This is a genomic window from Candidatus Nanosynbacter sp. HMT-352, assembly GCF_022819345.1.
Lineage (GTDB): Bacteria > Patescibacteriota > Saccharimonadia > Saccharimonadales > Saccharimonadaceae > Nanosynbacter.
Genome location: NZ_CP089288.1, coordinates 512,245 through 535,736, shown reverse-complemented (window position 1 = coordinate 535,736; position 23,492 = coordinate 512,245). Strand labels below are relative to the sequence as shown.

The window sequence follows — 23,492 nt, the reverse complement described above, 5'->3', positions numbered from 1 at the left end:
AACGGGCTATATTTTTTCTGTGTCAACTAATCTTCGTTTTTCAATTTCTTAACTAATTTATTAAGCGGTTTTTCGCTTTCGACGCGGTTAGACTTGGCTTGCTCCAAGTAATTATCCAGCAAAACTTTCACGACGCCAGCGGCTGGAATAGCAACTAAACCACCTAATAGACCACCGACATACAAACCAATTGTCACCGCGACCAAGACAGTCAGAGCCGACAACTCAACCTTCTTTGACTGGATAGAAGGAGAGACAAAGTTATTCTCAATCTGCTGGTAAATCACGAAATAAATCGCATAAATAACGCCCGCTGTCATGTTATTGAAGAATAGTAGTAGTGATATCAACGCGCCAGCAATCGTTGCGCCAAACATCGGAATTAGCGTCAGCACAAACGTCGCCATAACGGTGAGCATTGCCAAATTTGAATTTATGACAGGGAATGTCAAACTCAGCACAAACACCACGAAACCTGATAATATCGCATCGATTCCAGAAACTGTCAATTGCCCAGAAACGTATCCCGTAATCACGTTATACATACGACCGACCAGCTTCTTATGACGCTCCATTTTTTCTTCGTCGTTGTACAATCCCCACAAACGCTTCACCCAAGTTGGACCCTCGAGGAGCATCAGGAATGACAGCACTAGCACCAAGAATAGCGAGCCCAAGAACGACGCCAAAGAGCCAACGCTGGACAATAGATTCGTGCCGACGCTCGTCGCCCAAGACGAAAATTGCTGCTTGATGTTTTCCATCATCGAATCGACCTGTGGGCGCAAATTATTCTTATCAATAAAATCGTTGACGCCACGCCACTGTGAACTTGCTTGGTCGATTATACTCGGAATACTCTCGACAAATTTGGCAGATTGTTGGACAATTGGCGGAATAACAAACCAGATCACACAACCCAAAAGCAAAACCAGCGTCGTGTACGCCAGCGCTGTGCCGCCTAATCGACTTTTTCCAGGCAATTTTTTAGCAATTGCTGCAACCGGACGATTTAGTGCCAACGCCAAGAACAGGGAAATTCCCAATAAAACCAGCGCATCCTTTGCGGAATAAATTGCCAGACCAGCCAGACCAAAGCCCATCACGACCAGCCAAAATCGCACAAATGTTTTCGTGTCTATCTCTATACGTACTTTCATACCTAAACTTTACCAGCTTTTCGGCGTGTTCGCAACGCCGACAGAGATAATTTACTATCATAAGACATCGCGCCGTAGCGGAAAACGCGCACCGATAGCCACATAACAAACACCGCCGTAGCGACCAAAATTGCCGTACCGAGCAAAGCTTCCCAAATTGGCAAATTGCCTATTGCGTTTCGTAATAACAATGGAATCGGCGCGGTGAATGGAAATAGCGATAAGAACTTAACGAAGAAATAATCAGGGAAGGAAACGAACGCCGTGATTCCGTAAAATGGGCCAATGAATAGCATAATCACAATTCCGAACCACTGACTGGCTTCTTTGGCGGTCGGCATCATCGCGCCCAAAGTTACCAACATTCCCGTAAATAAAGTGAAGCTTGCGGAGAAAATTATGATCGCCAGACCAATTCTCACAGGATCAAACACGAGCGTGCTCAAGTCCAGATTAGGCAATTGCAACTTCGAGCCAAATGCCAAATAGCCCGCCAAAACTGGCAAAACAATCACCAAAATCTGAATCAAAGCCAACACCATCAAAGACAGAATTTTACCCGTAATCAAAGTGTCGGTTTTAACGGTCGTGAGCAGCATTTCCACCGTGCGATTTTCTTTTTCCTCGGTGGTGCTAATGAGCATTTGATTGCCAAAAATACTGATGAGAATGAACAAAATAACCAAAAACATTCCCGGCACAATCATCTCATTAATGCCGCCGTGTTCTTTTCCGTCCAGATATGTGGTTGATAACAATTGGACTTTGCCGCGTAGAATTGCAACTTGTGCTGGATTAACGTCGCTTGCTACTGATTGGCTCAATAAGCTCTGCGCCACCGCGCTGTATTTTCCGTTTTGGAATAACCCAACATCTTTACCATAAACTTCAACCTTTTGCTTGCTCAAATCCTTTGGAAAATAAATATACGCATCAACCTTATTATTTTTTACGTCGTCAATTCCAGATTCTTTCGATTTGGCGGTTCTGGCTTTAATTGCCGTCAGTAATTCTGGCTTCACGAACTTCGAATCGTCCGTGACTTCCAGCGAAAATTCTTGCTTTTCCAGATTTTTTGACGCTTCAATAGTCGTACTTTGTGACCAAAACATAATGCCGTACAGCACGCCAATCAACAGAGGAAACCCTAAAGCCGTCAACCAAAACGTCGGTTTTTTCAGCGTTCTAAGCGTTTCAAATTTGAAAACCGTCCCCAAATTATGCATTTTACTCATCACTCAACTCCTTCGCTTCGCCGCCGTAAACTTGGACAAAAATGTCATCCATTGACGCGCCGCCAAATTGACTTTTTACTTCTTCCAATGTGCCGTACGCCGCCGCTTGACCATCTTTCAATAAAATCAAGCGATCGCACAATCTTTCGACTTCCTCCATCTGGTGCGTAACGTAAATAATTGTCGCGCCAGCTTTTCGTTGCTCCTCAATTATATTCATCAACAAACGGCGATTCACTGGATCAAAACCTTTGGCTGGCTCGTCCATAATCAGTAGTTCTGGATCGCCCATAATTGTTACGCCGAGCTGGATTTTCTGTTGCTGTCCGCCAGATAATTTATCAAGTTGCGTATTAGCCTTATCGCTTAAATTGACACGCTCCAAAAACTTCAGAGAAAAATCCTTAGCTTCTTTGCGACTCAAGCCTTTCAATTGACCAAAGTAGAGCATCACGTCTAAGACTTTTTCTTTTTTATACAAGCCGCGCTCCTCAGGAAGATATCCGAGGCGAATCTGACTCTCCACCGAATATGGCTTGCCGTTTATCAATAAATCACCCGCGGTCGGCTGGTATAGTCCAAGCAGTGCGCGCAACGTCGTAGTTTTTCCCGAGCCATTGCTTCCCAAAAAACCAAAAACTTCGCCGCGAAAAACATCAAAACTCAGATCTTTAATAACAGTTTTATCGCCGAAACTCATCTTAAAATGACGAATCTCAACCATTTTTTTATTATCTGGCATACGCCTCCTTTTCTTTAAATAAAATTATAGCACTTAGCGCAGGAAAAAAGATATAATATAAATATGCGACTGCTGGTTATTGAGGACGAACGAAAAATTGCGAGGATCATAACCGAATCTTTGAAGCGCGAAAAATACGCGGTCGATGCGGCGTACGACGGAGAAGAGGGCTTTAATTTGGCGGACAGTCAGCCATATGACTTGTTGATTGTTGATCGAATGCTGCCGGGATTAGAAGGCACGGAGATTGTTAAAAAATTGCGCGAAAACGGGAAAAATATGCCAATTCTGTTTCTGACAGCCCTGAGTACGACCGAAGATAAAACGCTCGGACTGGACGTGGGAGCCGATGATTATTTGACTAAGCCTTTTGCAATTGATGAATTGTTGGCGCGCGTGCGAGCCTTGCTTCGTCGGCCGCCAATTCAGCAACCAGACATCTTGAAAATTGACGATTTGAGAATTGACAAGCAGCAGCAAACCGTAACTCGCGCAGGAAAAATTATCGACCTCACGAGCAAAGAATATGCGCTGCTGGAATATTTGATGCAGCATCCGAACCAGATTCTCAGTAAAGAAACGCTGATTGATCACGTTTGGGATTTTGACGCCGATATTTTGCCGAATAATGTCGAGGCGTACATAAAAAATCTACGCCAAAAAATCGACAAACCGTTCAAAAAACAATTGATAAAAACCGTGCGCGGTTTCGGTTATAGGATTGAATCATGAAAATTTTTACTTCAGCAACAATTAAGCTGGCGGGCTGGTATTTGATGATTTTGATGATCGTCAGTTTGCTGTTTAGTAGTATTATTTTTCAGGTGGCGCGCTCGGAAGTTGATGCGCAAATTCATAAAATTATCGTTCAAAGGAAGGGCGATTTTCCTGCAATCAATTTGTCGGAAAGAATAGATAATTCAACTCGAAATCTTTTAATTAGTTTGGGCTATATAAATCTTATAGTTCTGCTCGCTGGCGGTTGGTGTTCATATTTATTGGCGAAAATTACTTTGCGACCGATAGAAACCGCCCACAAAGCTCAATCGCGATTTGTTGCTAATGCCAGCCATCAGCTCCGAACGCCTCTAGCAATTATGAAGGCAGAAACTGAATTTTCGCTAAAAAATCGGAAGGCGAATAAGGCGGAACTTACAGAAACTCTGGAAAGCAATTTGGAGGAAATAAATAAGTTGACTGAGCTTACAGCGATGCTTCTGGAACTGTCGCGGACAGAAAATAAGTTGGCACTGGAAGATAAAAGTTTTAACTTGACGGAATTGATATCCGAACTCATCCGCGAACGAAAAGCCGAAGCGCGAGTTAAAATGAATTGCCCAGAACACATAAATATTCCGCTTCATCACACTGCGACGCGAGAATTGTGCGCGATTTTACTCGACAATTCATTGAAACATAGTCCGAAAAATTCTGTGGTAAAAATTTGCATCATTCCATCGAAACAAAACATCACCGTCAACTTCATCAACGACGGCACGATTTCACAACAAACTCTGCCACACGTTTTTGAGCGATTTTTCCGCGGTAGCCAAAGCACAAAAGGCTACGGCTTAGGATTGCCATTAGCGGAGCAATTGACAAAAGCGCTAGGCGGGCAAATCTCTGTTAGTACCTCAAAAAACTCAGCCATTTTCACAATCTCTTTGCCGATTCTGTAAATTTTCAGCTATTTTTCAGAATTAGATGTTGTAATAGGATTGTTGATTGGCAAATTGCCGATCCGAAAGGGGAAGTATGAGTACAACATTTTTAAGCAAAAAAGGATTTAAGGAGCTCCAGAAAGAAATTTCTGGACTAGAGATTTCAGAGAAAGCGCTCATATTAGAATTGAAAGAAATTGGGCGCGCCAAATCGCGTGATGACAAATTACGCCGCAACGATGTAATTACGCAGCTGGAAAATATTCAATCAAAAATCTTTATGAAGAAGGACATTTTACGCCACGCCAAGCCGCTGCCAAGGAAGCGCGATCGATTGAAAATTGCTATTGGCTCAGTCGTGGATTTGGTGGATCAGCAGGGAAAAATTTTCCGCTATACGCTGGTTCATAGCCTGGAAGCAAACCCTCTGGACGGGCGAATTTCCGTGGATAGTCCACTAGGAAAAAGTCTACTGAACCGCAAGAAATCCGAAACTGTTTCCTGGAAAAATGGCTTGATGACCAGACAGCTACAAGTCGTTAAAATTAGCTAATCCAAATTGTCCACCACGACAGTTTAGCTCTCACTAGCGAGTGGGAGCTTTTTTTATATAAAGCAATAAGCCGATGCTGCGGCATGCTATAATTACACTAAGAATATTCACAAATTTAGCGACAAAAAATAAACGGGGGATATTATGTCAAAGCTAAACGTAGACCAAAAAAGTATCTATGCACTCTTATCGGATAGAAAAGCAGACTACATCATACCAGATTACCAGCGTCCATATGCGTGGGATGAGGATAGTTGTCAGACTCTCTGGGATGATATATTTTCTTTTGCAATACCAGACAATGATGCCACAAAGTTCGATAGTAACGACGAGTATTTTCTCGGTTCAATTGTGACTTTTGAAAACGACAAAAAACAACAAGAAGTGATCGACGGTCAGCAGCGCCTAACCACATTCATGCTTCTCCTTCGAGCTTTTTACGATCGCTTCACCAAAATGCAAGACCAAGGCTCAAAAGACTTTTCCGAACGCATCGCCAGCTGTATATGGAAAACAGATGAAATGGGCAAGCCAGATAAAGATCACCTAAAAATAGATTCTGTTGTCGCCACTGATAAAGACAAGGAGGAATTCCTTTCAATTCTAAGAACAGGCATCGTTACCGACAACCAAACTAGCCGATACGCCAATAACTTTAGATTTTTCCTTAAAAAAGTCGATGAATTCATCAATAGCTTCCCAACTTTTGCAAAGAACTTGCCAGCAAGAATTCTTAATAACTGCATCTTAATGCCAATCGAAGCCGAATCTCAAGATACCGCTCTTCGCATATTCTCAACATTAAACGATAGAGGTCTCCCACTTTCAGATTCTGATATTTTTAAGGCTCAATTCTATCAATATTACAAACAGAAAAGCGAAGACGACAGGGATGAGTTTATTAAAGATTGGAAAAAACTCGAGGAGACATGTGAAAAAATCTTTCACCCAATCACCGGCACACCAATGGACGATTTGTTTACGAGATACATGTATTTTATTCGTGCCAAGCGAGACAATAACAAGTCTTCCACGACCGAGTCACTTAGAAGATTCTATGAGCGCGATAAATATTCCGTACTTAAACAAGATGACACTTTTGAAAATCTTAAAGATCTTGCTCAATTCTGGGAAGATATTACCGATCAAAATCGTGAACGTTTCAGCGAAGAGGTTTTAAAGAAATTATTCATATTAAACTATGCTCCAAATAGCATGTGGAATTATTTCATATCTGTTTACTATTTAGCAAATCGCACCGAAGACGGAAAATTGGATGATGAAGACTTTAAGATGTTTCTCGATCGTACAATTGCATTCATATGGGGATACGCAATAATGCACCCAGGCGTGAACGCATTAAGAACGCCTATTTTTGCCGAGATGCTGAATATAGTTAATCTAAATGAAGTTACATTCTCAGACTTCAAATTTGATAAAGAGCAAACACGCAGTGCGATCCTTATTTATGATTTCAAAAACGGCAGACCAATCACTAAATCCATGCTGGCGCTTCGTATGATGCTCAATAAAGAGCAATCATATCCAAAACTCTCTCAGCAGTTTGATATTGAACATATTTATCCCAGAAAGCGACAAGAAAATGAGAAAGGATTGTCTAATAATCGGCAAATCGACCTCCTTGGTAATAAATCTCTTTTAGAAAAACGAGTCAATATTCGCGCATCCGACTATAGGTTCGAAGATAAAATTAAATATTACCAGGGTTTTGATAATAGTAGAGGACAGCGCATAGGCGGAACAGAAAATCTTGAACTCAAGAATATAAGCAATGTTTATAAAAAATTCGGAGAAAAAGAAATTGTTGAGAGGACTAATTTGTTTATTGACGATTTTATGAATTTACTAGATAAAAATGGCTTGATTGCTTAAAAACAAAAAATCGCCCAAAAGAGCGATAATTTATGTCTGTCAAATTTGGCTGGGACGGCAGGATTCGAACCTGCGAATGCTGGGACCAAAACCCAGTGCCTTACCACTTGGCGACGTCCCACTATTGCCAGGACAATGACGATTATAGCACGCCAGCCAGAAAAAATCCACACATCCTGATATAATATAACCTAATGAGAAAACAAATTTTTGAGACTTTAAGATTGGAAAAAATCGTTGGCGGCGGGCAAGCCATCGGGACGCTTGACGACGGTCGCAAAGCATTCGTCTGGGGAGGGTTGCCAAAAGAACTTGTAACGATTCGCGTGACAAAGAAAAAATCACACTTCGTCGAAGGAATAGTGACGGAAATTATCGAGAAAAGTCCAGAGCGAATTACGCCGAAGGATGAAAATAGTTATTTAAGCACCAGTCCTTGGCAAATAATGCCGATGTCCAGCGAGCAATCGTACAAAGCGTCGCTAATCGAAGAGGCTTTTTTGCTTCACAATATTACATTGCCAGGTAAAATTGACGTCTTTACCGACGGCGTAGAATTTAATTATCGCAATAAAGTCGAGTTCAGCTGGTTCGGCGACAAAACGGACGACGACGAAAAAGAAACTTTGGACTTGGCGTTTTTCAAGCGTGGCGGCAAGGGAAAAGTTGTCGTCGACGGAACCAGCTTGGCGCACCCGAGCATAAATAAATTGGCAATTGAAATTCGCGACCTATTACGAGAAAAACCGATTGTCGCGCGCCAATTAAAAACACTCTTGATTCGCTCAGATCAACAGGGAAACGCCGTCTGGCAATTGTACGTAAAAAATAAGATAGAAAATCTGATTTCCGACGATGAAGTCAAATTGCTATCAGCCGCGGGCGGCGAAATAATCTATTCCGACCCCAAAAGCCCAGCCAGCAGGATCACAGAACGCTTGAACAAATTCGGCGACACGACACTGAGCGACACGATTTTAGGCGTCGCCTTCAACTACGCCTGCGAAGGATTTTTCCAGGTCAACATTCCCGTTTACGAAAAAGCCCTAAGCGACATGAAAGCGTGGATCGATTGCAATGAAAAATTGCCGACACTTGACCTTTACTCTGGAGTTGGGACAATCGGTTTGACAATTGGGGGTGATGACGTGACGCTGGTGGAAATTAACGAACATGCCGTCGCGGAAATGCGGAGGAATATTACCAAGCTGAATCGACCGAACGCCAAGGCAATTTTGGCACCGAGCGAAAAATCTCTGGAATATATAACGGGCGAGCAAATTGTCATCGTTGATCCGCCGCGCGCTGGACTTCACGCGGATGTTACTAATAGACTGCTGGAAACAGAGCCGCCTCGGATTATTTATCTGAGCTGTAATCCAGTCACGCAGGCGCGAGACGTCAGCCTACTTCAGGAAAAATATGAAATCGTGCATCATCAAGGCTACAACTTCTTCCCGAGAACGCCGCACATTGAGCACCTTGTGGTTTTGGATAAGAAAGCGTAATCTATAGCCATGAAGACTAGAATATTAAAGCAAGCTACGTTTAGAGGAATTATTCCTTTCGTTATAATGTCGGCATTAGCGCTCATAATGACATATCAAAAAATTGACCCGTCACAGATTAAGGGGACATTCTTATCTGGCATCATAATATCCATAGTCGCAGCCGCATCTGTAATATACGACATTGAAAAATGGTCATTACTCAAACAATCTGCCATACATTTTATCGTCATGATATTAACAATTTTTCCTTGTCTATTGATAAGTGGCTGGTACGAGTTAAGCTCGTTCGCAGACTATTTGAAAGTATTCGGAATATTTTTACTATGCGGTTGCGTTTTCTGGACTATAGGATATATCGTTTTTGGCAAATTACTGAATAGATAGACAAGTTCCTACCGAACAATTCGTCGACCAGCCCAGCGAGCAATGAATAGCTGAGCTAACATCGCTACGACAATTGCGCCAGCAGCTGGCCACATTATGAACAAATTCGGTACGGTAAAGTCGAAGAAATCGCGTAGGAAACCAAAGCTAAAGCTTCCGGCCGCCACAATAATCACCGACAGAAGATAAAGCAGACGAGCGCGCTTGGCAGATTTATCGATGGTTACGTCAAGCATAATCCCCACCAAGAACACCAAATATACACCAAATAAAGTCGCGGTAAGCACGGTCATCGTTGCGACTTCTGCAGCGTGACCAGGGAATATAACAGAGGTAATCCAATAGGTGAACGCGACAGCCACGCCAGTAATCAAGGCAATCGGCGTAACAGCCAGCAAAGTATCATGCCAGAATCTCTTCGGATTTATTCGATGCTTCGGCACTGGCGGAAACAGCGTCCACATAAGAGTTGGCATCGTCACCAGAAAGATATTCATAAATGTAATGTGGCGCGGCGAATACGGATAATTCATATTGATGAGAATCGTCGCAAGAAGAAGCGTCACGCCGTAAATAATTTTATGGAAAAACAGAACAGCGATGACTTCGATTGCTTGCATAATTTGATTGCCCAATTTCATTCCCATCGGCAGAGAAGTGAACGAATTGTTGAGCAATATAATGTCGGAAACTCGACGCGATGCTGGAGCACCAGCGTACATAGCCACACCGAGGTCAGCCTTTTTCAGCGCCAAAGCGTCATTTACACCGTCGCCGACCATACCAGTGAACTTGCCAGATTGCTGGAATCGATTAATCAATCGCTCTTTTTGGTCTGGCAAAACTCTGGCAAAAATCGTGTAAGTGTCAGCCGCTTTATTAAATTCATCTTCGCTAAGCGCCGCCAAATCCTCGCCTAAAATCGCCTTTTCTGGATGTTTAATTCCAGCCTCCTTAGCGATGTATTGAACCGTGCGCGGATTATCACCAGAAATTACGCGAATAGTTACGCCTTGGCTCTGCAGAAAATCCACCGTTTCAACAACGCCATGACGCAGAGAATTGCGCAGAACAACCGCACCAATTGCCGTTCCAGAGCCGTTTTTCAAGTCTTTCAATTTGGTTTTATCGTCCGAAAATTCAGCCAGCATCAACACACGCAAGCCATTGTCAGCCCAATCATTCAGTTTCTTCTGGATCTCCTCATCTACCGGCGCCAACTTCGACACAAACTCTGGCGCGCCCATCATCAAAGTCCGAATTTCACCGTCAATATTCGCCCTCACGCCAGCCATTTTACGCGCCGATGAAAACGCCATCACTCCCAAAACTTTCGTATTTTTTGGCGAAGTAGCTTCCGCCAAAATTGCACGACCAGTGATATTCCCGCCACTGGTTTCATGAGAAATTAATGCCGCAAAACTGGCGATATCAGAATCCAAATAGTCATTTTCATCACTGAACGCCGCGACTTTTTCAAGCGTCACTTCATCGCTAGTCAAGGTGCCTGTTTTATCTACAGCCAGCAAATTCAAAAGCGCCATAGCTTCAATCGCTGACAATTTTTGTGGCAAGACTTTCGCCTGGGCTAATCGCAGTGAGCCGAACGCCAAAAGCAGAGAACTCGCCAACAACAGACCTTCAGGCACGACCGTAACCGCCGCCGAGGTTATAGTTTTTAAGATAACGACGACGTTATCGCCAGAGAAATAATAGACGATAGCAATAAGTAGCGACAGAACAATTGCGCCGTAAGTCAAGAAGTAAATTGCGCGCCAAATCGCCAATTGCAAAGGTGTGAGTTCTGGTTTGTAACGCTTCAGGACTTGGCTAATCGCGCCAGCTTTCGTGTCGTCACCAATCGCAATTACTCGCGCCATACCTTCACCAGCCAAAACCGTGGTCGCCGCCAACACGACATCGCCGTCCTTTTTCTCAATCGACGCAGACTCGCCGGTCAACATACTTTCATTCAGCTCCAAGCCTTTTGACTCAATAACTTTCGCGTCCGCCGGTAGTTCATCGCCAGCCTGAATAAGAATTTCATCGCCAACCTTAAGCTCGTCATAACCGACCTCGACAACATTTCCATCTCTTAACAATCGAGCTTTCGGCGCGCTCATCAATTCCAATTGACGTAAAACTCGCTTAGCCCTTAATTCCTGGATAATGCCAATCGTCGAGTTCACGACAATCACCACCGAAATAAACCACGCGTCACGATATTCGCGAACATAAACCAGCGCGCCAGCCAGCAGAAAAATCACCACGACAATAGGTGAAAGCAGATTCCGCTTGATAATGTCCAAGTAGTCGCGCATTAAATTGCCCGAATCCTTCTGTAGCTAAACCTCGCGCCAACTCGCCAATTTCCGTACGCGTCAGAATCGAATTGATATATCTCGCCATTTTTCACTTCAGAAATCAAAACCAAGGCGGGATTATACGGCGCCAAAGTTTTATAAAAATGCAAATCTTCATCCGTGACGTGCTTTCTCCCAGGAAAAACCTCGCGGAATTTGCGCTTGCCAATATCTTCAAAATATCGCGGCTGACCTTTTGGTGGAAGAAATAATTCCGCACGCATACCCATTCGTGAAATTATCTTTTTAACGTCAGACAAAATCAACGGCGAAGTCGCCTCCAAATACATCATCAGCTGCTTTTTATTCGTCAAAAACACCGACGCCTTAGCAGTGCGACTAACATCAGCGTGCCACAAAATTATCGACTGAACATCAATTGGAAAACCAAATTTCTCCTTAGCAATTCGCTCCAGCGCCAGCTCGTCGTACGTCGCCTTATTCATAGATAATATTTTACCATTTTTTTATGAGGTGCGCGAGATGACAAAGATATGAAATCTAATAGCCAAACTGTCTGACCGATTCGACTGATTGACGGGAAATATCCAAGTGGCTTTTACCCTTAAACGCGTCTTCTGGATGTTTTTCATTCCAAGCGTCGACATTTTCTTCAGTACAATCTTTAATGGCGTGATTAACACAAAACTCAAGTCGCTTAATGCTTTGGGTATTAGCAATTTTGATATTGCGTTCTGAAGACTGCCGACATGGTAGAATAAAACTATGGATTTCAATACTCGTTACGCTAAATTAAACGATAATCAACGACAAGCAGTCAACTACATTCACGGATCACTTCTGGTAATTGCTGGGCCGGGAACGGGGAAAACCGAGCTTCTGAGTATGCGTACCGCCCAAATCCTAAGACAAACCGACACTTTGCCGAACAGCATTTTATGTCTAACGTTTACCGAAAGTGGCGCCACAAATATGCGCCAACGACTCCGCCAGATTATCGGTGAGGACGCGTATAAAATTGCGATTCACACATTTCACAGCTTCGGCACAGAAATCATCAATCAGCACCGCGAGTATTTTTTCCGTGGCGCCGACGCTCAGCCAGTTGACGAATTGACGCAATATCAAATTATTTCTGGAATACTCGAAGGACTTGATTGGCGGAATCCATTAAGCGCGAAAAATAACGGGGAATTCGTTTATATTAAAGACCTCATTCGCATTATTTCCGAGTTCAAGCAAAGCGGCTTAACGCCGTCAGAATTACGGGCAATTATTGAGGACAATCAAAGCACAATCGCCGAAATTGAGCCAGATATTCAGCAAGTATTTTCCGCCAAAATATCGAAAAAGACGATTGAAATGTTTGCGCCGATAGCTGAGAAAATTGCCAATTTAGCCGCCAAAAATCCTGACGAGAAAAACTCAAAATTGCCAGCCTCAATCACGCCATACGCCAACGTTTTGGCGCTGAGCATCGTGCATGCCACTCAAGAAGCAATTGACGAAAACTCAACCAAGCCGCTGACTGCCTGGAAAAATAAATGGTGCGAAAAAAATGCCAATGGCGAATTTGTCCTGAAAGATTTTACCGCTGCAGAAAAATTATCCGCCGCAATTGACGTTTACGAAAAATATGTAAATATTTTATCCGAGCGCTCGTTATTTGACTACGACGATATGATTTTATCCGTTATTCAAGCCTGCGAATCTCACCCAGAACTGCGCGCAAACCTTCAGGAGCAATTCCAATTCATCATGGTCGACGAATTCCAGGACACGAACTTAGCGCAATTACGATTATTGTTTAATTTGACCAGCGAGAACGACGACGATCCAAACATCATGGCGGTCGGCGATGACGACCAAGCAATCTTCAGCTTCCAAGGCGCAGACGTAGGCAACATCCAGCGCTTCCGCCAACATTATCACGACCCAAAAATTATTGTTTTGACCGACAATTATCGTTCCGCCGAAAATATTTTGTCATCGGCGCGGGACGTCATCACCCAAGGCGCGGATCGATTGGAAAACACAATTGACGGGCTATCAAAACAATTGACCGCACACGCAAATAGCGAAGGCTCAAAAGTCGAAATCCAAGAGTTCTCATCTGTTGGCGAAGAGCGAGCGGGAATTGCCAAACAAATTGCCGAGCTGATAAAAAATGGCGAGAAACCAGAAAACATCACGATTATTGCGCGCCACCATAAGGAACTCATTGAGATTCTTCCGCATCTTTATAAGGAAAATCTTTTTGTCAATTACGAGCGTCACGACGACATTCTGGAGCAAGACATAATCCAGATTCTGGACAAATTAGCGCGAACTGTCGTGGCGATTAGCCAGAATAATTTGGACGTTGCCAATAGTCTACTACCGGAAATTACGGCTCATCCAGCGTTTGGATTTTCTGCACTGGACATCTGGAAATTGAGCCTTCAAGCTTACAAAAATCGGCAATTGTGGCTGGAAAGTATGCTGGCGAACAGCGTATTCAAGGAATTTGCGGAGTGGCTTTTGGAGCGCGCTAAGGATGTGTCGAATCTGCCGCTGGAAGAGCAATTGGACAATTTATTAGGCTTAACTAACGATGAAAGCGGCGATCTTCAGGTCAATTCTCTTGCCAATTTCTATTTCTCGCCAGAAAAGCTAGATAAAAACCCAGAAGCATATCTGACGATTCTGGAAAGTTTGCGTACTTTACGCCAAAAACTTCGCGATCGAATCACCGATAAAAATCCGACTCTGGAAGACTTTTTGGAGTTTATTGACCTGCACATTTCGACAAAAACTCGCTTAACACAAATTCGCACGCACGCAAGTTCACTCAGCGGTGCCATAAACTTAATGACCGCACACAAATCCAAAGGCTTGGAATTTCCGCACGTTTTTGTGATTGGGGCAATTGACAGCGCTTGGGGCGAGAAGGTTCGTTCGCGCAGCCGAGCTATCCGATATCCCGCAAACCTCCAACTTCAACCAGCGGGTGCCACTTACGACGAGCGACTTCGGCTGTTTTTCGTGGCGATGACTCGCGCCAAAACCACATTAACCATGACCTATTCCCAAACCAACGATTCTGGTAGCGACACGATAATCGCCAGTTTCTTGACAAATTGCACACCAACCGTCATTCCGACCAGCGATGATCCAGCCGAACAAATTGAACTCGCTGAAACCGACTGGACGACGCGGCTAACTTCGCCGATTGTTCCAGAATTAAAGGATTTATTGGCGCCAGCGCTGGAAACATACAAACTTTCCGCGACACATTTGAACAACTTCCTCGACGTTTCACGTGGCGGGCCGCAGAATTTCTTATTGAACAATTTGCTGCATTTTCCATCCGCCAAAAATTCCGCCGCAGCTTACGGAACTGCGATTCACAGCAGCCTCCAGCAAGCACATTGCTCGTTCAGCGCCGATCACCAATTGCCAAGCACCGAACAAATCCTCCAATTCTTCCAAAAATCCCTCGAGAGCCAACATTTGCCGACGGACGATTTTCAATTGTACTTGGACAAAGGGAAGTCGGCTTTGACCGCGTTCTTAAACGCCAAATCTTCAGATTTTCACGACACAGACTTGGCGGAATTAGACTTTTCAAACCAAGGCGTAATTATCGATAACGCCAGATTGACCGGTAAACTTGACGTCGTCGACATCGACAAGCAAAATAAAACCATCTTCGTAACGGATTATAAAACTGGCAAACCGGCGCATTCCTGGAAAGGTTCGGCTGATTACGAGAAAATCAAACTTCATAAATATCGTCAGCAATTGATGTTCTATCAGCTGCTGGTCGAGCATTCACGCGATTATAGCAATTTCACGTTTACTGGCGGGCGACTACAATTTGTCGAGCCAGACATGAAGACCGGCGATATCCTCAACCTGGAAGATACATTCTCCAGAGAAGAGCTGACTGAATTTACGCAACTAATTGAGATTATTTGGCAGAAAATAACCACTTTAGATCTGCCGGATATTTCTGGCTATTCGGCGGATTATAAGGGAATGTTGCAATTCGAAAAAGACTTGCTGGCGGGCGAAATATAAAAATATTCTGGTATATTGTTGCGTTTTTTTATAATTAGTGTTACTATAATAAACGCTTTATTTATAAAGCAGCTCTCGACTTGACGCCACAAATGGTATCAAGTCCTGACCATGCTTCGCACAAAAGCATGGTCTGAAAGATGGTTAGAGATCCTTGTCTTGTCTATCGCCGATACTTCGGCGGGGAGGGGGTGAAAACCCTTGGCTGGAAACCAAACTGACGCACGCCGCCGCGCGCAGCAGGACTACGAGTCCGCTGTCAGAAACGGCGCCGAAAAGTCCACTCTGGACCGTCTGTACGCGACGGTTCTGGACAAGCAGGCCGCGGAAAACGCAGCCACCGGTCAGAGCGACCGTCCCAGGAAGCTCCACTGGTAGTCTTTTTCTTTGGCAGTCGGGGCTTGTGCGACCCCGAAACCGCTGACTCCGCGTCAGCAGAGGGCGTCTGTCCGCCCTCGGCTTGATTCGCCGACCGGTAATCCGGAAAAGAATCAAAGGACATGATTCTGGAAAAATCCCGCCGCTTTGTTGTGAAAATGGAGTAGCGGTTGATAAGTGGGTTCGACCCCCTCCGTGTCCGCCATCCGGCAATTAAAAAACCTAACGCTATCGAGCGCCCCAACGGGCGGCGTTCAGGTTCATCAATACTCCCTGCTAGGCAATGGCGCCTAGCAACGTGAGCCGGCACGCGGAAGTATTGATGTTTTCTAATTTTCGGGCTCGTGAGTTCACTCGTGGCAGTTTTTCTCAACGTTGAGAATTACTCCGAGCAGAACCGCTTGAGCCCCCATCCCCCTCATTCTCAAAGGCGAGAGTGAGGGGTTTTCTCCTTTTTGTGATAAAATAACAGAGATGACATCGTTTTGGAATGATTTACCGCAGCCATTTTTCATATTGGCACCAATGGAAGCCGTCACCGACGTCGTGTTTCGTCATGTTGTGAAACAGGCTGGCGCGCCAGATATATTTTTCACCGAGTTCGCAAATGCTACCGGCTGGGTTCACGCTGGCGATAAAGCCATAGCTGGGCGATTAATCAAAACTGACGATGAGCAGCCGCTCATTGCGCAAATTTGGGGTGGCGAGCCAGGAGATATGGAAACTTTCGCTAAGCACTGCGCAGAACTTGGTTTTAACGGAATTGATATCAATATGGGTTGTCCCGCCAAGTCTGCAATTAAAAGCGGTGGCGCGGCTCTGATTCGTCGACCCGACATAGCGATAGCCGCAATTGATGCCGCCAAAAAATCTGGATTGCCTGTTAGCGTAAAAACTCGGCTGGGCTATACTTACGTTGATGAATGGCGAGAGTGGCTGACGACAATTCTCAAGCAAGACATCGTGAATTTGACAATTCATCTGCGCACAAAAAAAGAGATGAGTAAGGTTGCGGCGCATTATGAATTGATTGACGAGATTGTTAAACTGCGCGATGAAATTGCCCCACAAACTCTTTTGACTATCAACGGCGACATTCGCGACAGAGAACATGGGCTGGAAATTGCCAGAAAGCATCCTGGCGTAAATGGAATTATGATCGGGCGAGGCGTTTTCAGTGATCCGTTTTGCTTCCGCGAATCGAAAACTGACGCAGATAATCATAAAGAAGAATTGTTGACGCTTCTTAATTATCACTTGGATTTGTTTGATTCTTACCAGCAGACTTTAGGGCGACCTTTTGAAACCCTAAAACGTTTTTTCAAGATTTATATTCGCGATTTTGACGGCGCAAAGGAACTTCGAGAGAAATTGATGCACACCACGACGACCGACGAGGTGCGATCAATACTTGCACACAACGATCATCCACATTATACTTATTGACATGACAACAAAAAAACAAAAACTACAAAAACAACAGGCCATAGACACATGGATCGTCATAGCGTTATGGGTAAGTGCTATCTGGTTCTCGTTCGCACGCGGATTCATTACTGGCATCGGCGGTTGGGTACTAGCACTACTTGCCCCGTGGGCGCTTATCGTTAGCTGTATCTGTCTTGCAATCATCTCCCGACAAATGAAAAAACGCCATGCATCAAAAGACCATCTCACCACAATAGTACGTGTTTCCTTTATCGTCATGTCAATCTCATTATTTATCTGCGGCCTTGCAATGCCTGATTTTAGCGACATGGAGACCTTTTCAACATTATCCGTGTATACAAATAACGCTATTTCATTTAAAACATCAAAAACTATCGCCATTATCTCAGGGTTTGTAGTGGTTCTGTCTCTATTCGTGGCTGTTACTTTTGGTATCGCTGAAGATAAAGAATAGACGACGGAAGACGTCGCTATTTAGATTAGTATTAATTAGAGTCTTAGTACTATACGCAAATTGATTGAAAAAGTATAGATAATATTATATAATATAAATATGTTATCCTCAGAAATGTGCGCATGCGGCATACTACATCAGGATCAGCCAAAGAGGAAACTGCGTACGGCAATAGAAAATACACCCAGCGGACAAAATACACCGCTGAGTAGCGTCACTCGCGGTCAAAGATTAACATTTACTCCCGTTGAAGATTATTATACAGGACGACAGGACGCAACAAGTGGCATCATGTTCGGAAATATGTCAACAAATGACATAGAAATACCTGTAGCGATTAAGCCTCATGACAATATCGCTTCTGCACTTTCAGAATTTTGTATTACACAACATCTTATTAGTGAAGGACATATTAAACCATACCAACCACTAGGATTTTTATCAGGAAGAGATTCTATATATACGCTATCCGCATTCGAAGACGATGTTGTGAGCTGCGACACGATTACCGACAGTACAGACAATCCTAAAAAGATACAAAGGGTTCTGCTTGTGGGAGCAGCAACTCTCGCGAGGCTACATAAATCGGGAGTTGCACATGGCGACGCGCAAATTAAAAATACCGCATTCAGTGTAAAGACAGGAGAGGAGCGAGCAATAGACCTAACTTCCTCTTATTTTGATAAAAGCGGTCGCGGTATCGCTGATGACATGCATTCGTATATAGATACATTACCCGATTACATTAGTCCAGTGCTAGACAATAAGTATATCGAGGAATATTTTATTGATCCATACTTATCTCTAGTCGCTGGTGCACTATCAAAAAAGCAACAGAATAGTGTCCGTCGCGTTACTAGTAGTCTATGAGTAGATCTGTATAATACCGCACAATACCTTTCAATCTTCACGCCCAGTTTAAGGCACAAAAAAACAAAACCCCGACGATATTGGCAGGGTCTTGTCCAATTATTTACGCGCTCAAACCTAGTGTCGTCGCTTACGCCTATGAAGATCGGCAACCTTCAATCGCACCATATGACGATCGATAAGCTGTTTGGCTTTCTCGCGCTCAACTTGATCGCCAGCTTCATCACGCGCCTTAATAGCACGCTCCAGAGCCTTCTGCGTTTCTGCCTCGATGATGTCATCGCCGTGATCAGCTTCATCAACCAGAATTTGCACCGACGAATAATCAATTTTTACCACGCCACCAGAGATTGCGAAATATTCCAACTGATTATCGGAATCTTCTTTATGTCGACGCACGGTAATCACGCCGTCCCGAGCAATCGTCACTAGCGGCTCATGGCTTGGGAAAACGGAAATTTCGCCATCAGTAGTCGGAATTGACACCGAATAAACTTCTTCGTCAACCTTCGTACCGACAAGTGTGACTAATGACAATTTCATGACTATTTAGCTTTCTTTTCAGAATGTTTTTTAGCCTCGGCAGATTCAGCTTCAGCGTCGCGAGCGACTTGGTCAGCCAGCGTACCCTGAACCATATAGAACCAGTTTTCAGGCTTATCATCGTATTTACCAGCCAAAATATCGGAAGCGTCGCGAATGGTATCTTCCAATTTAACGTAAACACCTGGATTTCCGGTAAACTTCTCAGCCACATGGAACGGCTGCGCCAAGAACCTCTGAATACGACGAGCGCGAGCAACAATCTGCTTCTGATCATCTGACAATTCTTCCATACCCAGAATAGCGATGATATCCTGAAGCTCTTTGTATTGCTGCAAAATTCGCTGAACCTCGCGCGCTACGCGGTAATGCTCTTCGCCGACAATTTCTGGATCAAGCGAGTTTGAGCTGGAGTCCAAAACGTCAACCGCTGGATAAATACCGATTTCCGTCAATGCACGGTTCATCACAATTGTAGCGTCAAGGTGAGCAAAGGTCGTCGCAGGAGCTGGGTCGGTCAAGTCGTCAGCTGGCACGTAGACAGCCTGAACAGAGGTAATCGAGCCTTTCTTTGTTGAGGTAATTCGCTCTTGCAAGGCGCCCATTTCCTGCTGGAGGTTTGGCTGATAACCAACCGCACTTGGCAAACGACCAAGCAATGCTGACACCTCGGCACCAGCCTGAGTATAACGATAAATATTGTCGATAAATAGCAAGACGTCCTTACCTTCGTCACGGAAAGCCTCAGCCATCGCCAGACCCGACAATGCCACGCGCAAACGTGCTCCAGGTGGCTCGTTCATTTGCCCGAAGACCAGCGAAGTCTTGTCCAAAACGCCAGCTTCTTCCATTTCATAGTAAAGGTCGTTACCTTCACGCGTTCGCTCACCAACACCAGCAAAAACAGAGTTTCCAGAGTGGAACTTAGCAATATTGTTAATCAACTCAGTGATAAGAACAGTTTTACCAACACCAGCACCAGCAAACAAGCCAGCTTTTCCACCCTTAGCAAGTGGCGCAATCAAGTCAACAACCTTAATGCCAGTTTCCAAGATTTCAGTCTTATTTGACTGCTCAGAAAGCGCTGGAGCGGGGCGGTGAATTGGAGCGGTTTTGCCCTTTGGTTGCGGTTTTTCGTCAATCGCTTCACCGACGACATTGAACATTCGTCCTTGAGTTTCCGCGCCGACTGGAACGGAAATTGGAGCACCAGTCGCAACAACTTCTGCGCCACGACTCAATCCATCTGTCGAAGACAGGGCAATTGCTCGAACGGTATGCTCGTCCAAATGCTGAGCAACCTCCAGCACCAAATTCTCATTGCCGTTTTTAACGTGCAACGCATCGTAAATCGCTGGAAGTTCAACGTCTCGCGGAAACTCCACGTCAACGACCACGCCAACAATCTGAATAATTTTACCTAGATTTTTACTCATTTACAGCTCCTGTTGTATTATCGGTGATATTACCTTGTGCAGTTAAGAAGCCATCAACAAATTGACGAAGGTGTTCTGGAGACTGAATATCATCAATTGACTTAATGCCTAGTTTTTTGCATTGTTCATTCATTCTCTCAAGAGCAGCCATTGTGCCTGGAAGTCTATAATACACACCAGTCTCTCGATCAATTTGCAGACCACCTTCACCAGGTATAGTTGGTCGGTATGTGGAGCTAGTGTAATACTCATCAGGGACTAGACTTACCAACCATCCATACAAGGTTGGTGTTATGCGCTTATCTAAAACTTTAAATGCAAAATGCTTTGCAAGAAATTGTTTCACTTGTTCAATTGTAACCATTGCAGCTCCTTCATTTTTACTCATAATTGCTCCTTTACTTCAAGATCTCCTTTATCATTGTTCCATCGCCTCCACGCCACCAGAAATTTCAGCAAGTTCCTGAGTAATCGCCCCTTGACGAGCTTTATTCATAGCTAGCGTCAAATCGTCAACCAAATCGCTGGCATTATCCGTAGCATTCTTCATCGCCATCATACGCATAGAATGTTCACTGGCTCGAGCGTCAAGTAACGCCTGCAACAGTCGCGCACCAACCAAACGATACGCCACCGCGTCCAAAACTTCTGGAATGCTCGGCTCATATTTGGCGTCAGAAATCGTGTCAGAAACCTCACTCGGATCAACCAAGATTTTCGTTCCTGCTGGCAATAATCTATCCAATTCAGCGGTCTGAACCATACTATTCACAAAACGCGTATAGACAAGCGTAACGGCGTCAACTTCGCCATTTTCAAACATATTTACTGCCGTATTCAAAATCGTATGAAACGTCAATCCAGACGGCTGATCTGGCAGATCTTCATACGTACCGATGATTTTCGTATCTTTAAGACGCGTTGCGAATTGCGAAGCTCGCCGACCAATCGTCAAAGTCAAGTTCTCAATTCCGCGTTCGTCATCACGCTTTAACAGCTCCAAATATTTCTTCAAAACGTTGGTGTTGTATGCGCCAGCCAGACCCTTGTCGCTGGCCACCACGATAATCAATCGCTTATTTATCTTTCGCCTAACGAACAGCGGATGATTGTCGGTTGCGCCTTGGCTAGCCAAATAAGACAGCAATTCTTCCGCCGCCATTGTGTACGGCGCAGAAGCTTTGTCCGCCTCTTGAGCGCGACGCATTTTACTAGCCGCCACCAACTGCATAGCCTTGGTGATCTGCTTAGTCGAGTCCACCGAACGAATGCGATTTTTCAGCGCGCGAGTGCTCGGCATGAATTACTCCTCAAATCCTTTCGCTATTTCTTTTGTAGCTTCGTCAATCAATTTCAATTGCTCATCCGAAGGCTTATCGCCCTTGTTTAGCTCGCGCATAGCATCTTTAGAATTTTTCCAGAGATAAGTCAATAGGGCAGACTGCGCATCCTTAATCTTAGAAACTGGAACATCGTCAAACATGCCGCCAGTCACCGCGTGAATGCTGACAAATTGCTCCCAAACGCTCATTGGTTGATATTGTGGCTGCTTCAAAAGTTCAGTGAGTCGCTGACCGCGGTCAATTTGAGCCTTTGTTGCGTCGTCAAGATCTGAGCCGAATTGAGCAAATGACGCCAATTCGCGGAACTGAGAAAGACCAAGTTTCAAGTTTCCGCCGACAGATTTAACGGCTTTCGTCTGAGCTGCGCCACCAACACGAGAAACTGATAGACCGGCTGAGATGGCTGGGCGAATGCCTTGATAGAACAAGTCGGTTTCCAGGAAAATCTGACCGTCGGTAATAGAAATCACGTTGGTCGGAATGTAAGCGGAAATGTCGCCAGCTTGCGTTTCAATAATTGGCAGAGCCGTCAAGCTTCCCGCGCCAAGTTTATCTGACAATTTAGCCGAGCGCTCCAATAATCGTGAGTGCAAATAGAAGACGTCACCTGGATAAGCTTCGCGTCCTGGTGGACGGCGCAACAATAGCGACATTTGTCGATAAGCCACCGCGTGCTTTGTCAAATCGTCATAAATCATCAATGCGTGACCGCCGTTATCGCGGAAATATTCTCCCATGGCGGTACCGGCGTAAGGCGCCAAGTAAAGCAGGGAGGCCGCATCGGACGGGCTGGTCGCAACGATAATCGTCTGGTCCATCACGCCTTCTTCTTTCAATCGGTCGACCAATCGAGCAATCTTCGACAATTTCTGACCAATCGCCACATAAACGTTCACCACGCCAGTCTTTTGACGAGCCTGGTTGATCATCGTATCAATAGCAATTGCCGTCTTACCAGTTTGACGGTCACCGATAATAAGCTCACGCTGACCACGACCGATTGGGAACATCGCATCAATTGACATGATACCGGTCATCAGAGGTTCGTGAACCGATTTACGACCCATCACACCAATAGCGGGACGCTCAATTAAACCACGTTTCTTCGTCTTAATCGCTGGACCGTCGTCAAGAGGCCGACCTAGCGGGTCAACCACTCGCCCCAACAGCTCTTCACCGACAGGAACGTCTAGCACCGAACCCTTACGGCGAACGCTGGCGCCAGCCTTAACCTTATCTTCGCCGCCAAGAATCACCGCACCAATTTCATCTTCCATCAAGTTCAAAGCAAACGCTTCAACCGTGCCGCCGTCAGTTTCAATTTCCAGCACTTCGCTATAGCCAGCACTACTTAAGCCATGCACCCAAGCCACGCCGTCACCAACGCGAATAACCACGCCAGCATCTTCCAAACCTTCTGTCGCCTCCAGCTGCGCGATTTTTTCCCGCAGGCTTTTGGCTAATTCTGTCACATCAATCTTGCTCATTTTTCCT

The 23,492-nt window shown here is 44.7% G+C and carries 20 protein-coding genes and 1 tRNA gene; 10 read left to right on the top strand and 11 right to left on the bottom strand.

Annotated features, from left to right (window positions below):
• Positions 1-26: 26 nt before the first annotated feature.
• From LRM46_RS02825 to LRM46_RS02815, 3 genes are read right to left on the bottom strand one after another with little or no spacing between them, the layout of a single operon-like run.
• Positions 27-1,160 carry an AI-2E family transporter gene (locus LRM46_RS02825; RefSeq protein ID WP_243812945.1) on the bottom strand — a complete coding sequence of 378 codons (1,134 nt, stop codon included), beginning with the start codon at positions 1,158-1,160 and terminating at the stop codon, positions 27-29.
• 2 nt (positions 1,161-1,162) lie between these two features.
• Positions 1,163-2,395, bottom strand: a complete 1,233-nt coding sequence (locus LRM46_RS02820; RefSeq protein WP_243812944.1) for an ABC transporter permease — start codon at positions 2,393-2,395, stop codon at positions 1,163-1,165.
• On the bottom strand, positions 2,388-3,137 hold the full coding sequence (locus LRM46_RS02815; RefSeq protein WP_243809466.1) for an ABC transporter ATP-binding protein: 750 nt from the start codon (positions 3,135-3,137) through the stop codon (positions 2,388-2,390). The genes LRM46_RS02820 and LRM46_RS02815 overlap by 8 nt, the downstream gene beginning before the upstream one ends.
• A 63-nt stretch (positions 3,138-3,200) precedes the next feature.
• On the opposite strand from LRM46_RS02815, the gene LRM46_RS02810 reads away from it, so the two are divergent.
• The 4 genes from LRM46_RS02810 (at position 3,201) to LRM46_RS02795 (ending at position 7,244) form a co-directional block, all read left to right on the top strand.
• The gene (locus tag LRM46_RS02810; protein WP_243812943.1) at positions 3,201-3,869 is read left to right on the top strand and encodes a response regulator transcription factor; all 669 of its coding nucleotides are present in this window, start codon (positions 3,201-3,203) and stop codon (positions 3,867-3,869) included.
• Complete coding sequence (locus LRM46_RS02805; protein WP_243812942.1) at positions 3,866-4,816, top strand: sensor histidine kinase; 951 nt, start codon at positions 3,866-3,868, stop codon at positions 4,814-4,816. The genes LRM46_RS02810 and LRM46_RS02805 overlap by 4 nt, the downstream gene beginning before the upstream one ends.
• A gap of 76 nt (positions 4,817-4,892) precedes the next feature.
• Positions 4,893-5,351 carry a GreA/GreB family elongation factor gene (locus LRM46_RS02800; protein WP_243812941.1) on the top strand — a complete coding sequence of 153 codons (459 nt, stop codon included), beginning with the start codon at positions 4,893-4,895 and terminating at the stop codon, positions 5,349-5,351.
• A gap of 144 nt (positions 5,352-5,495) precedes the next feature.
• Positions 5,496-7,244 (top strand): DUF262 domain-containing protein, encoded by a 1,749-nt coding sequence (locus tag LRM46_RS02795; RefSeq protein ID WP_243812940.1) that lies wholly within the window; start codon positions 5,496-5,498, stop codon positions 7,242-7,244.
• Positions 7,245-7,290: 46 nt separating this feature from the next.
• On the opposite strand, the gene LRM46_RS02790 is transcribed toward LRM46_RS02795, so the two are convergent.
• A tRNA-Gln gene (locus tag LRM46_RS02790) sits at positions 7,291-7,365 on the bottom strand.
• A 73-nt stretch (positions 7,366-7,438) separates the two neighbouring features.
• On the opposite strand from LRM46_RS02790, the gene LRM46_RS02785 reads away from it, so the two are divergent.
• Entirely contained in the window at positions 7,439-8,752 is a 1,314-nt protein-coding gene (locus LRM46_RS02785) for a class I SAM-dependent RNA methyltransferase (RefSeq protein WP_243812939.1), read from the top strand.
• Between the two features lie 9 nt (positions 8,753-8,761).
• Positions 8,762-9,139, top strand: coding sequence for a DUF3021 family protein (locus LRM46_RS03895; protein WP_445083015.1), 378 nt, complete (start codon positions 8,762-8,764; stop codon positions 9,137-9,139).
• 8 nt (positions 9,140-9,147) lie between these two features.
• Here LRM46_RS03895 and LRM46_RS02780 read toward each other — a convergent pair whose 3' ends face one another.
• Both LRM46_RS02780 and LRM46_RS02775 read right to left on the bottom strand, forming a co-directional pair.
• Complete coding sequence (locus LRM46_RS02780; RefSeq protein WP_243812938.1) at positions 9,148-11,460, bottom strand: HAD-IC family P-type ATPase; 2,313 nt, start codon at positions 11,458-11,460, stop codon at positions 9,148-9,150.
• The gene (locus tag LRM46_RS02775; protein WP_129635180.1) at positions 11,460-11,948 is read right to left on the bottom strand and encodes a hypothetical protein; all 489 of its coding nucleotides are present in this window, start codon (positions 11,946-11,948) and stop codon (positions 11,460-11,462) included. The genes LRM46_RS02780 and LRM46_RS02775 overlap by 1 nt, the downstream gene beginning before the upstream one ends.
• 280 nt (positions 11,949-12,228) lie before the next feature.
• On the opposite strand from LRM46_RS02775, the gene LRM46_RS02770 reads away from it, so the two are divergent.
• From LRM46_RS02770 to LRM46_RS02755, 4 genes are all read left to right on the top strand, one after another.
• Positions 12,229-15,525, top strand: a complete 3,297-nt coding sequence (locus tag LRM46_RS02770) for an ATP-dependent helicase (RefSeq protein WP_243812937.1) — start codon at positions 12,229-12,231, stop codon at positions 15,523-15,525.
• Between the two features lie 852 nt (positions 15,526-16,377).
• A complete protein-coding gene (locus tag LRM46_RS02765; RefSeq protein ID WP_243812936.1) occupies positions 16,378-17,349 on the top strand; it encodes a tRNA dihydrouridine synthase in 972 nt (323 codons plus the stop codon).
• Position 17,350: 1 nt separating this feature from the next.
• The gene (locus tag LRM46_RS02760; RefSeq protein WP_129632715.1) at positions 17,351-17,806 is read left to right on the top strand and encodes a hypothetical protein; all 456 of its coding nucleotides are present in this window, start codon (positions 17,351-17,353) and stop codon (positions 17,804-17,806) included.
• A 99-nt stretch (positions 17,807-17,905) separates the two neighbouring features.
• A complete protein-coding gene (locus tag LRM46_RS02755) occupies positions 17,906-18,676 on the top strand; it encodes a protein kinase family protein (RefSeq protein WP_243812935.1) in 771 nt (256 codons plus the stop codon).
• A 117-nt stretch (positions 18,677-18,793) separates the two neighbouring features.
• On the opposite strand, the gene atpC is transcribed toward LRM46_RS02755, so the two are convergent.
• The 5 genes from atpC to atpA are packed head-to-tail and all read right to left on the bottom strand — an operon-like array spanning position 18,794 to position 23,485.
• Positions 18,794-19,219: an ATP synthase F1 subunit epsilon gene (gene atpC / locus LRM46_RS02750; RefSeq protein ID WP_243812934.1), complete on the bottom strand. Its 426-nt coding sequence runs from the start codon at positions 19,217-19,219 to the stop codon at positions 18,794-18,796.
• Between the two features lie 2 nt (positions 19,220-19,221).
• A complete protein-coding gene (atpD, locus tag LRM46_RS02745; RefSeq protein WP_243812933.1) occupies positions 19,222-20,655 on the bottom strand; it encodes a F0F1 ATP synthase subunit beta in 1,434 nt (477 codons plus the stop codon).
• Positions 20,648-21,043 (bottom strand): hypothetical protein, encoded by a 396-nt coding sequence (locus LRM46_RS02740; RefSeq protein ID WP_129745556.1) that lies wholly within the window; start codon positions 21,041-21,043, stop codon positions 20,648-20,650. The genes atpD and LRM46_RS02740 overlap by 8 nt, the downstream gene beginning before the upstream one ends.
• Positions 21,044-21,073: 30 nt before the next feature.
• The gene (atpG, locus tag LRM46_RS02735) at positions 21,074-21,955 is read right to left on the bottom strand and encodes an ATP synthase F1 subunit gamma (RefSeq protein ID WP_243812932.1); all 882 of its coding nucleotides are present in this window, start codon (positions 21,953-21,955) and stop codon (positions 21,074-21,076) included.
• A gap of 3 nt (positions 21,956-21,958) precedes the next feature.
• Positions 21,959-23,485, bottom strand: a complete 1,527-nt coding sequence (gene atpA, locus LRM46_RS02730) for a F0F1 ATP synthase subunit alpha (RefSeq protein ID WP_129744594.1) — start codon at positions 23,483-23,485, stop codon at positions 21,959-21,961.
• Positions 23,486-23,492 lie beyond the last annotated feature (7 nt).

Excerpts from the sequence above, each read along its gene's own strand:
- atpA (WP_129744594.1), bottom strand. The coding sequence starts at position 23,485 with ATGAGCAAGATTGATGTGACAGAATTAGCCAAAAGCCTGCGGGAAAAA.
- atpD (WP_243812933.1), bottom strand. The coding sequence starts at position 20,655 with ATGAGTAAAAATCTAGGTAAAATTATTCAGATTGTTGGCGTGGTCGTT.
- atpC (WP_243812934.1), bottom strand. The coding sequence starts at position 19,219 with ATGAAATTGTCATTAGTCACACTTGTCGGTACGAAGGTTGACGAAGAA.
- LRM46_RS02775 (WP_129635180.1), bottom strand. The coding sequence starts at position 11,948 with ATGAATAAGGCGACGTACGACGAGCTGGCGCTGGAGCGAATTGCTAAG.
- LRM46_RS02800 (WP_243812941.1), top strand. The coding sequence starts at position 4,893 with ATGAGTACAACATTTTTAAGCAAAAAAGGATTTAAGGAGCTCCAGAAA.
- LRM46_RS02765 (WP_243812936.1), top strand. The coding sequence starts at position 16,378 with ATGACATCGTTTTGGAATGATTTACCGCAGCCATTTTTCATATTGGCA.
- LRM46_RS02805 (WP_243812942.1), top strand. The coding sequence starts at position 3,866 with ATGAAAATTTTTACTTCAGCAACAATTAAGCTGGCGGGCTGGTATTTG.
- LRM46_RS02760 (WP_129632715.1), top strand. The coding sequence starts at position 17,351 with ATGACAACAAAAAAACAAAAACTACAAAAACAACAGGCCATAGACACA.
- LRM46_RS02780 (WP_243812938.1), bottom strand. The coding sequence starts at position 11,460 with ATGCGCGACTACTTGGACATTATCAAGCGGAATCTGCTTTCACCTATT.
- LRM46_RS02770 (WP_243812937.1), top strand. The coding sequence starts at position 12,229 with ATGGATTTCAATACTCGTTACGCTAAATTAAACGATAATCAACGACAA.
- LRM46_RS02810 (WP_243812943.1), top strand. The coding sequence starts at position 3,201 with ATGCGACTGCTGGTTATTGAGGACGAACGAAAAATTGCGAGGATCATA.
- LRM46_RS02820 (WP_243812944.1), bottom strand. The coding sequence starts at position 2,395 with ATGAGTAAAATGCATAATTTGGGGACGGTTTTCAAATTTGAAACGCTT.
- atpG (WP_243812932.1), bottom strand. The coding sequence starts at position 21,955 with ATGCCGAGCACTCGCGCGCTGAAAAATCGCATTCGTTCGGTGGACTCG.
- LRM46_RS02740 (WP_129745556.1), bottom strand. The coding sequence starts at position 21,043 with ATGAGTAAAAATGAAGGAGCTGCAATGGTTACAATTGAACAAGTGAAA.
- LRM46_RS02755 (WP_243812935.1), top strand. The coding sequence starts at position 17,906 with ATGTTATCCTCAGAAATGTGCGCATGCGGCATACTACATCAGGATCAG.
- LRM46_RS02795 (WP_243812940.1), top strand. The coding sequence starts at position 5,496 with ATGTCAAAGCTAAACGTAGACCAAAAAAGTATCTATGCACTCTTATCG.
- LRM46_RS02815 (WP_243809466.1), bottom strand. The coding sequence starts at position 3,137 with ATGCCAGATAATAAAAAAATGGTTGAGATTCGTCATTTTAAGATGAGT.
- LRM46_RS02825 (WP_243812945.1), bottom strand. The coding sequence starts at position 1,160 with ATGAAAGTACGTATAGAGATAGACACGAAAACATTTGTGCGATTTTGG.
- LRM46_RS03895 (WP_445083015.1), top strand. The coding sequence starts at position 8,762 with ATGAAGACTAGAATATTAAAGCAAGCTACGTTTAGAGGAATTATTCCT.
- LRM46_RS02785 (WP_243812939.1), top strand. The coding sequence starts at position 7,439 with ATGAGAAAACAAATTTTTGAGACTTTAAGATTGGAAAAAATCGTTGGC.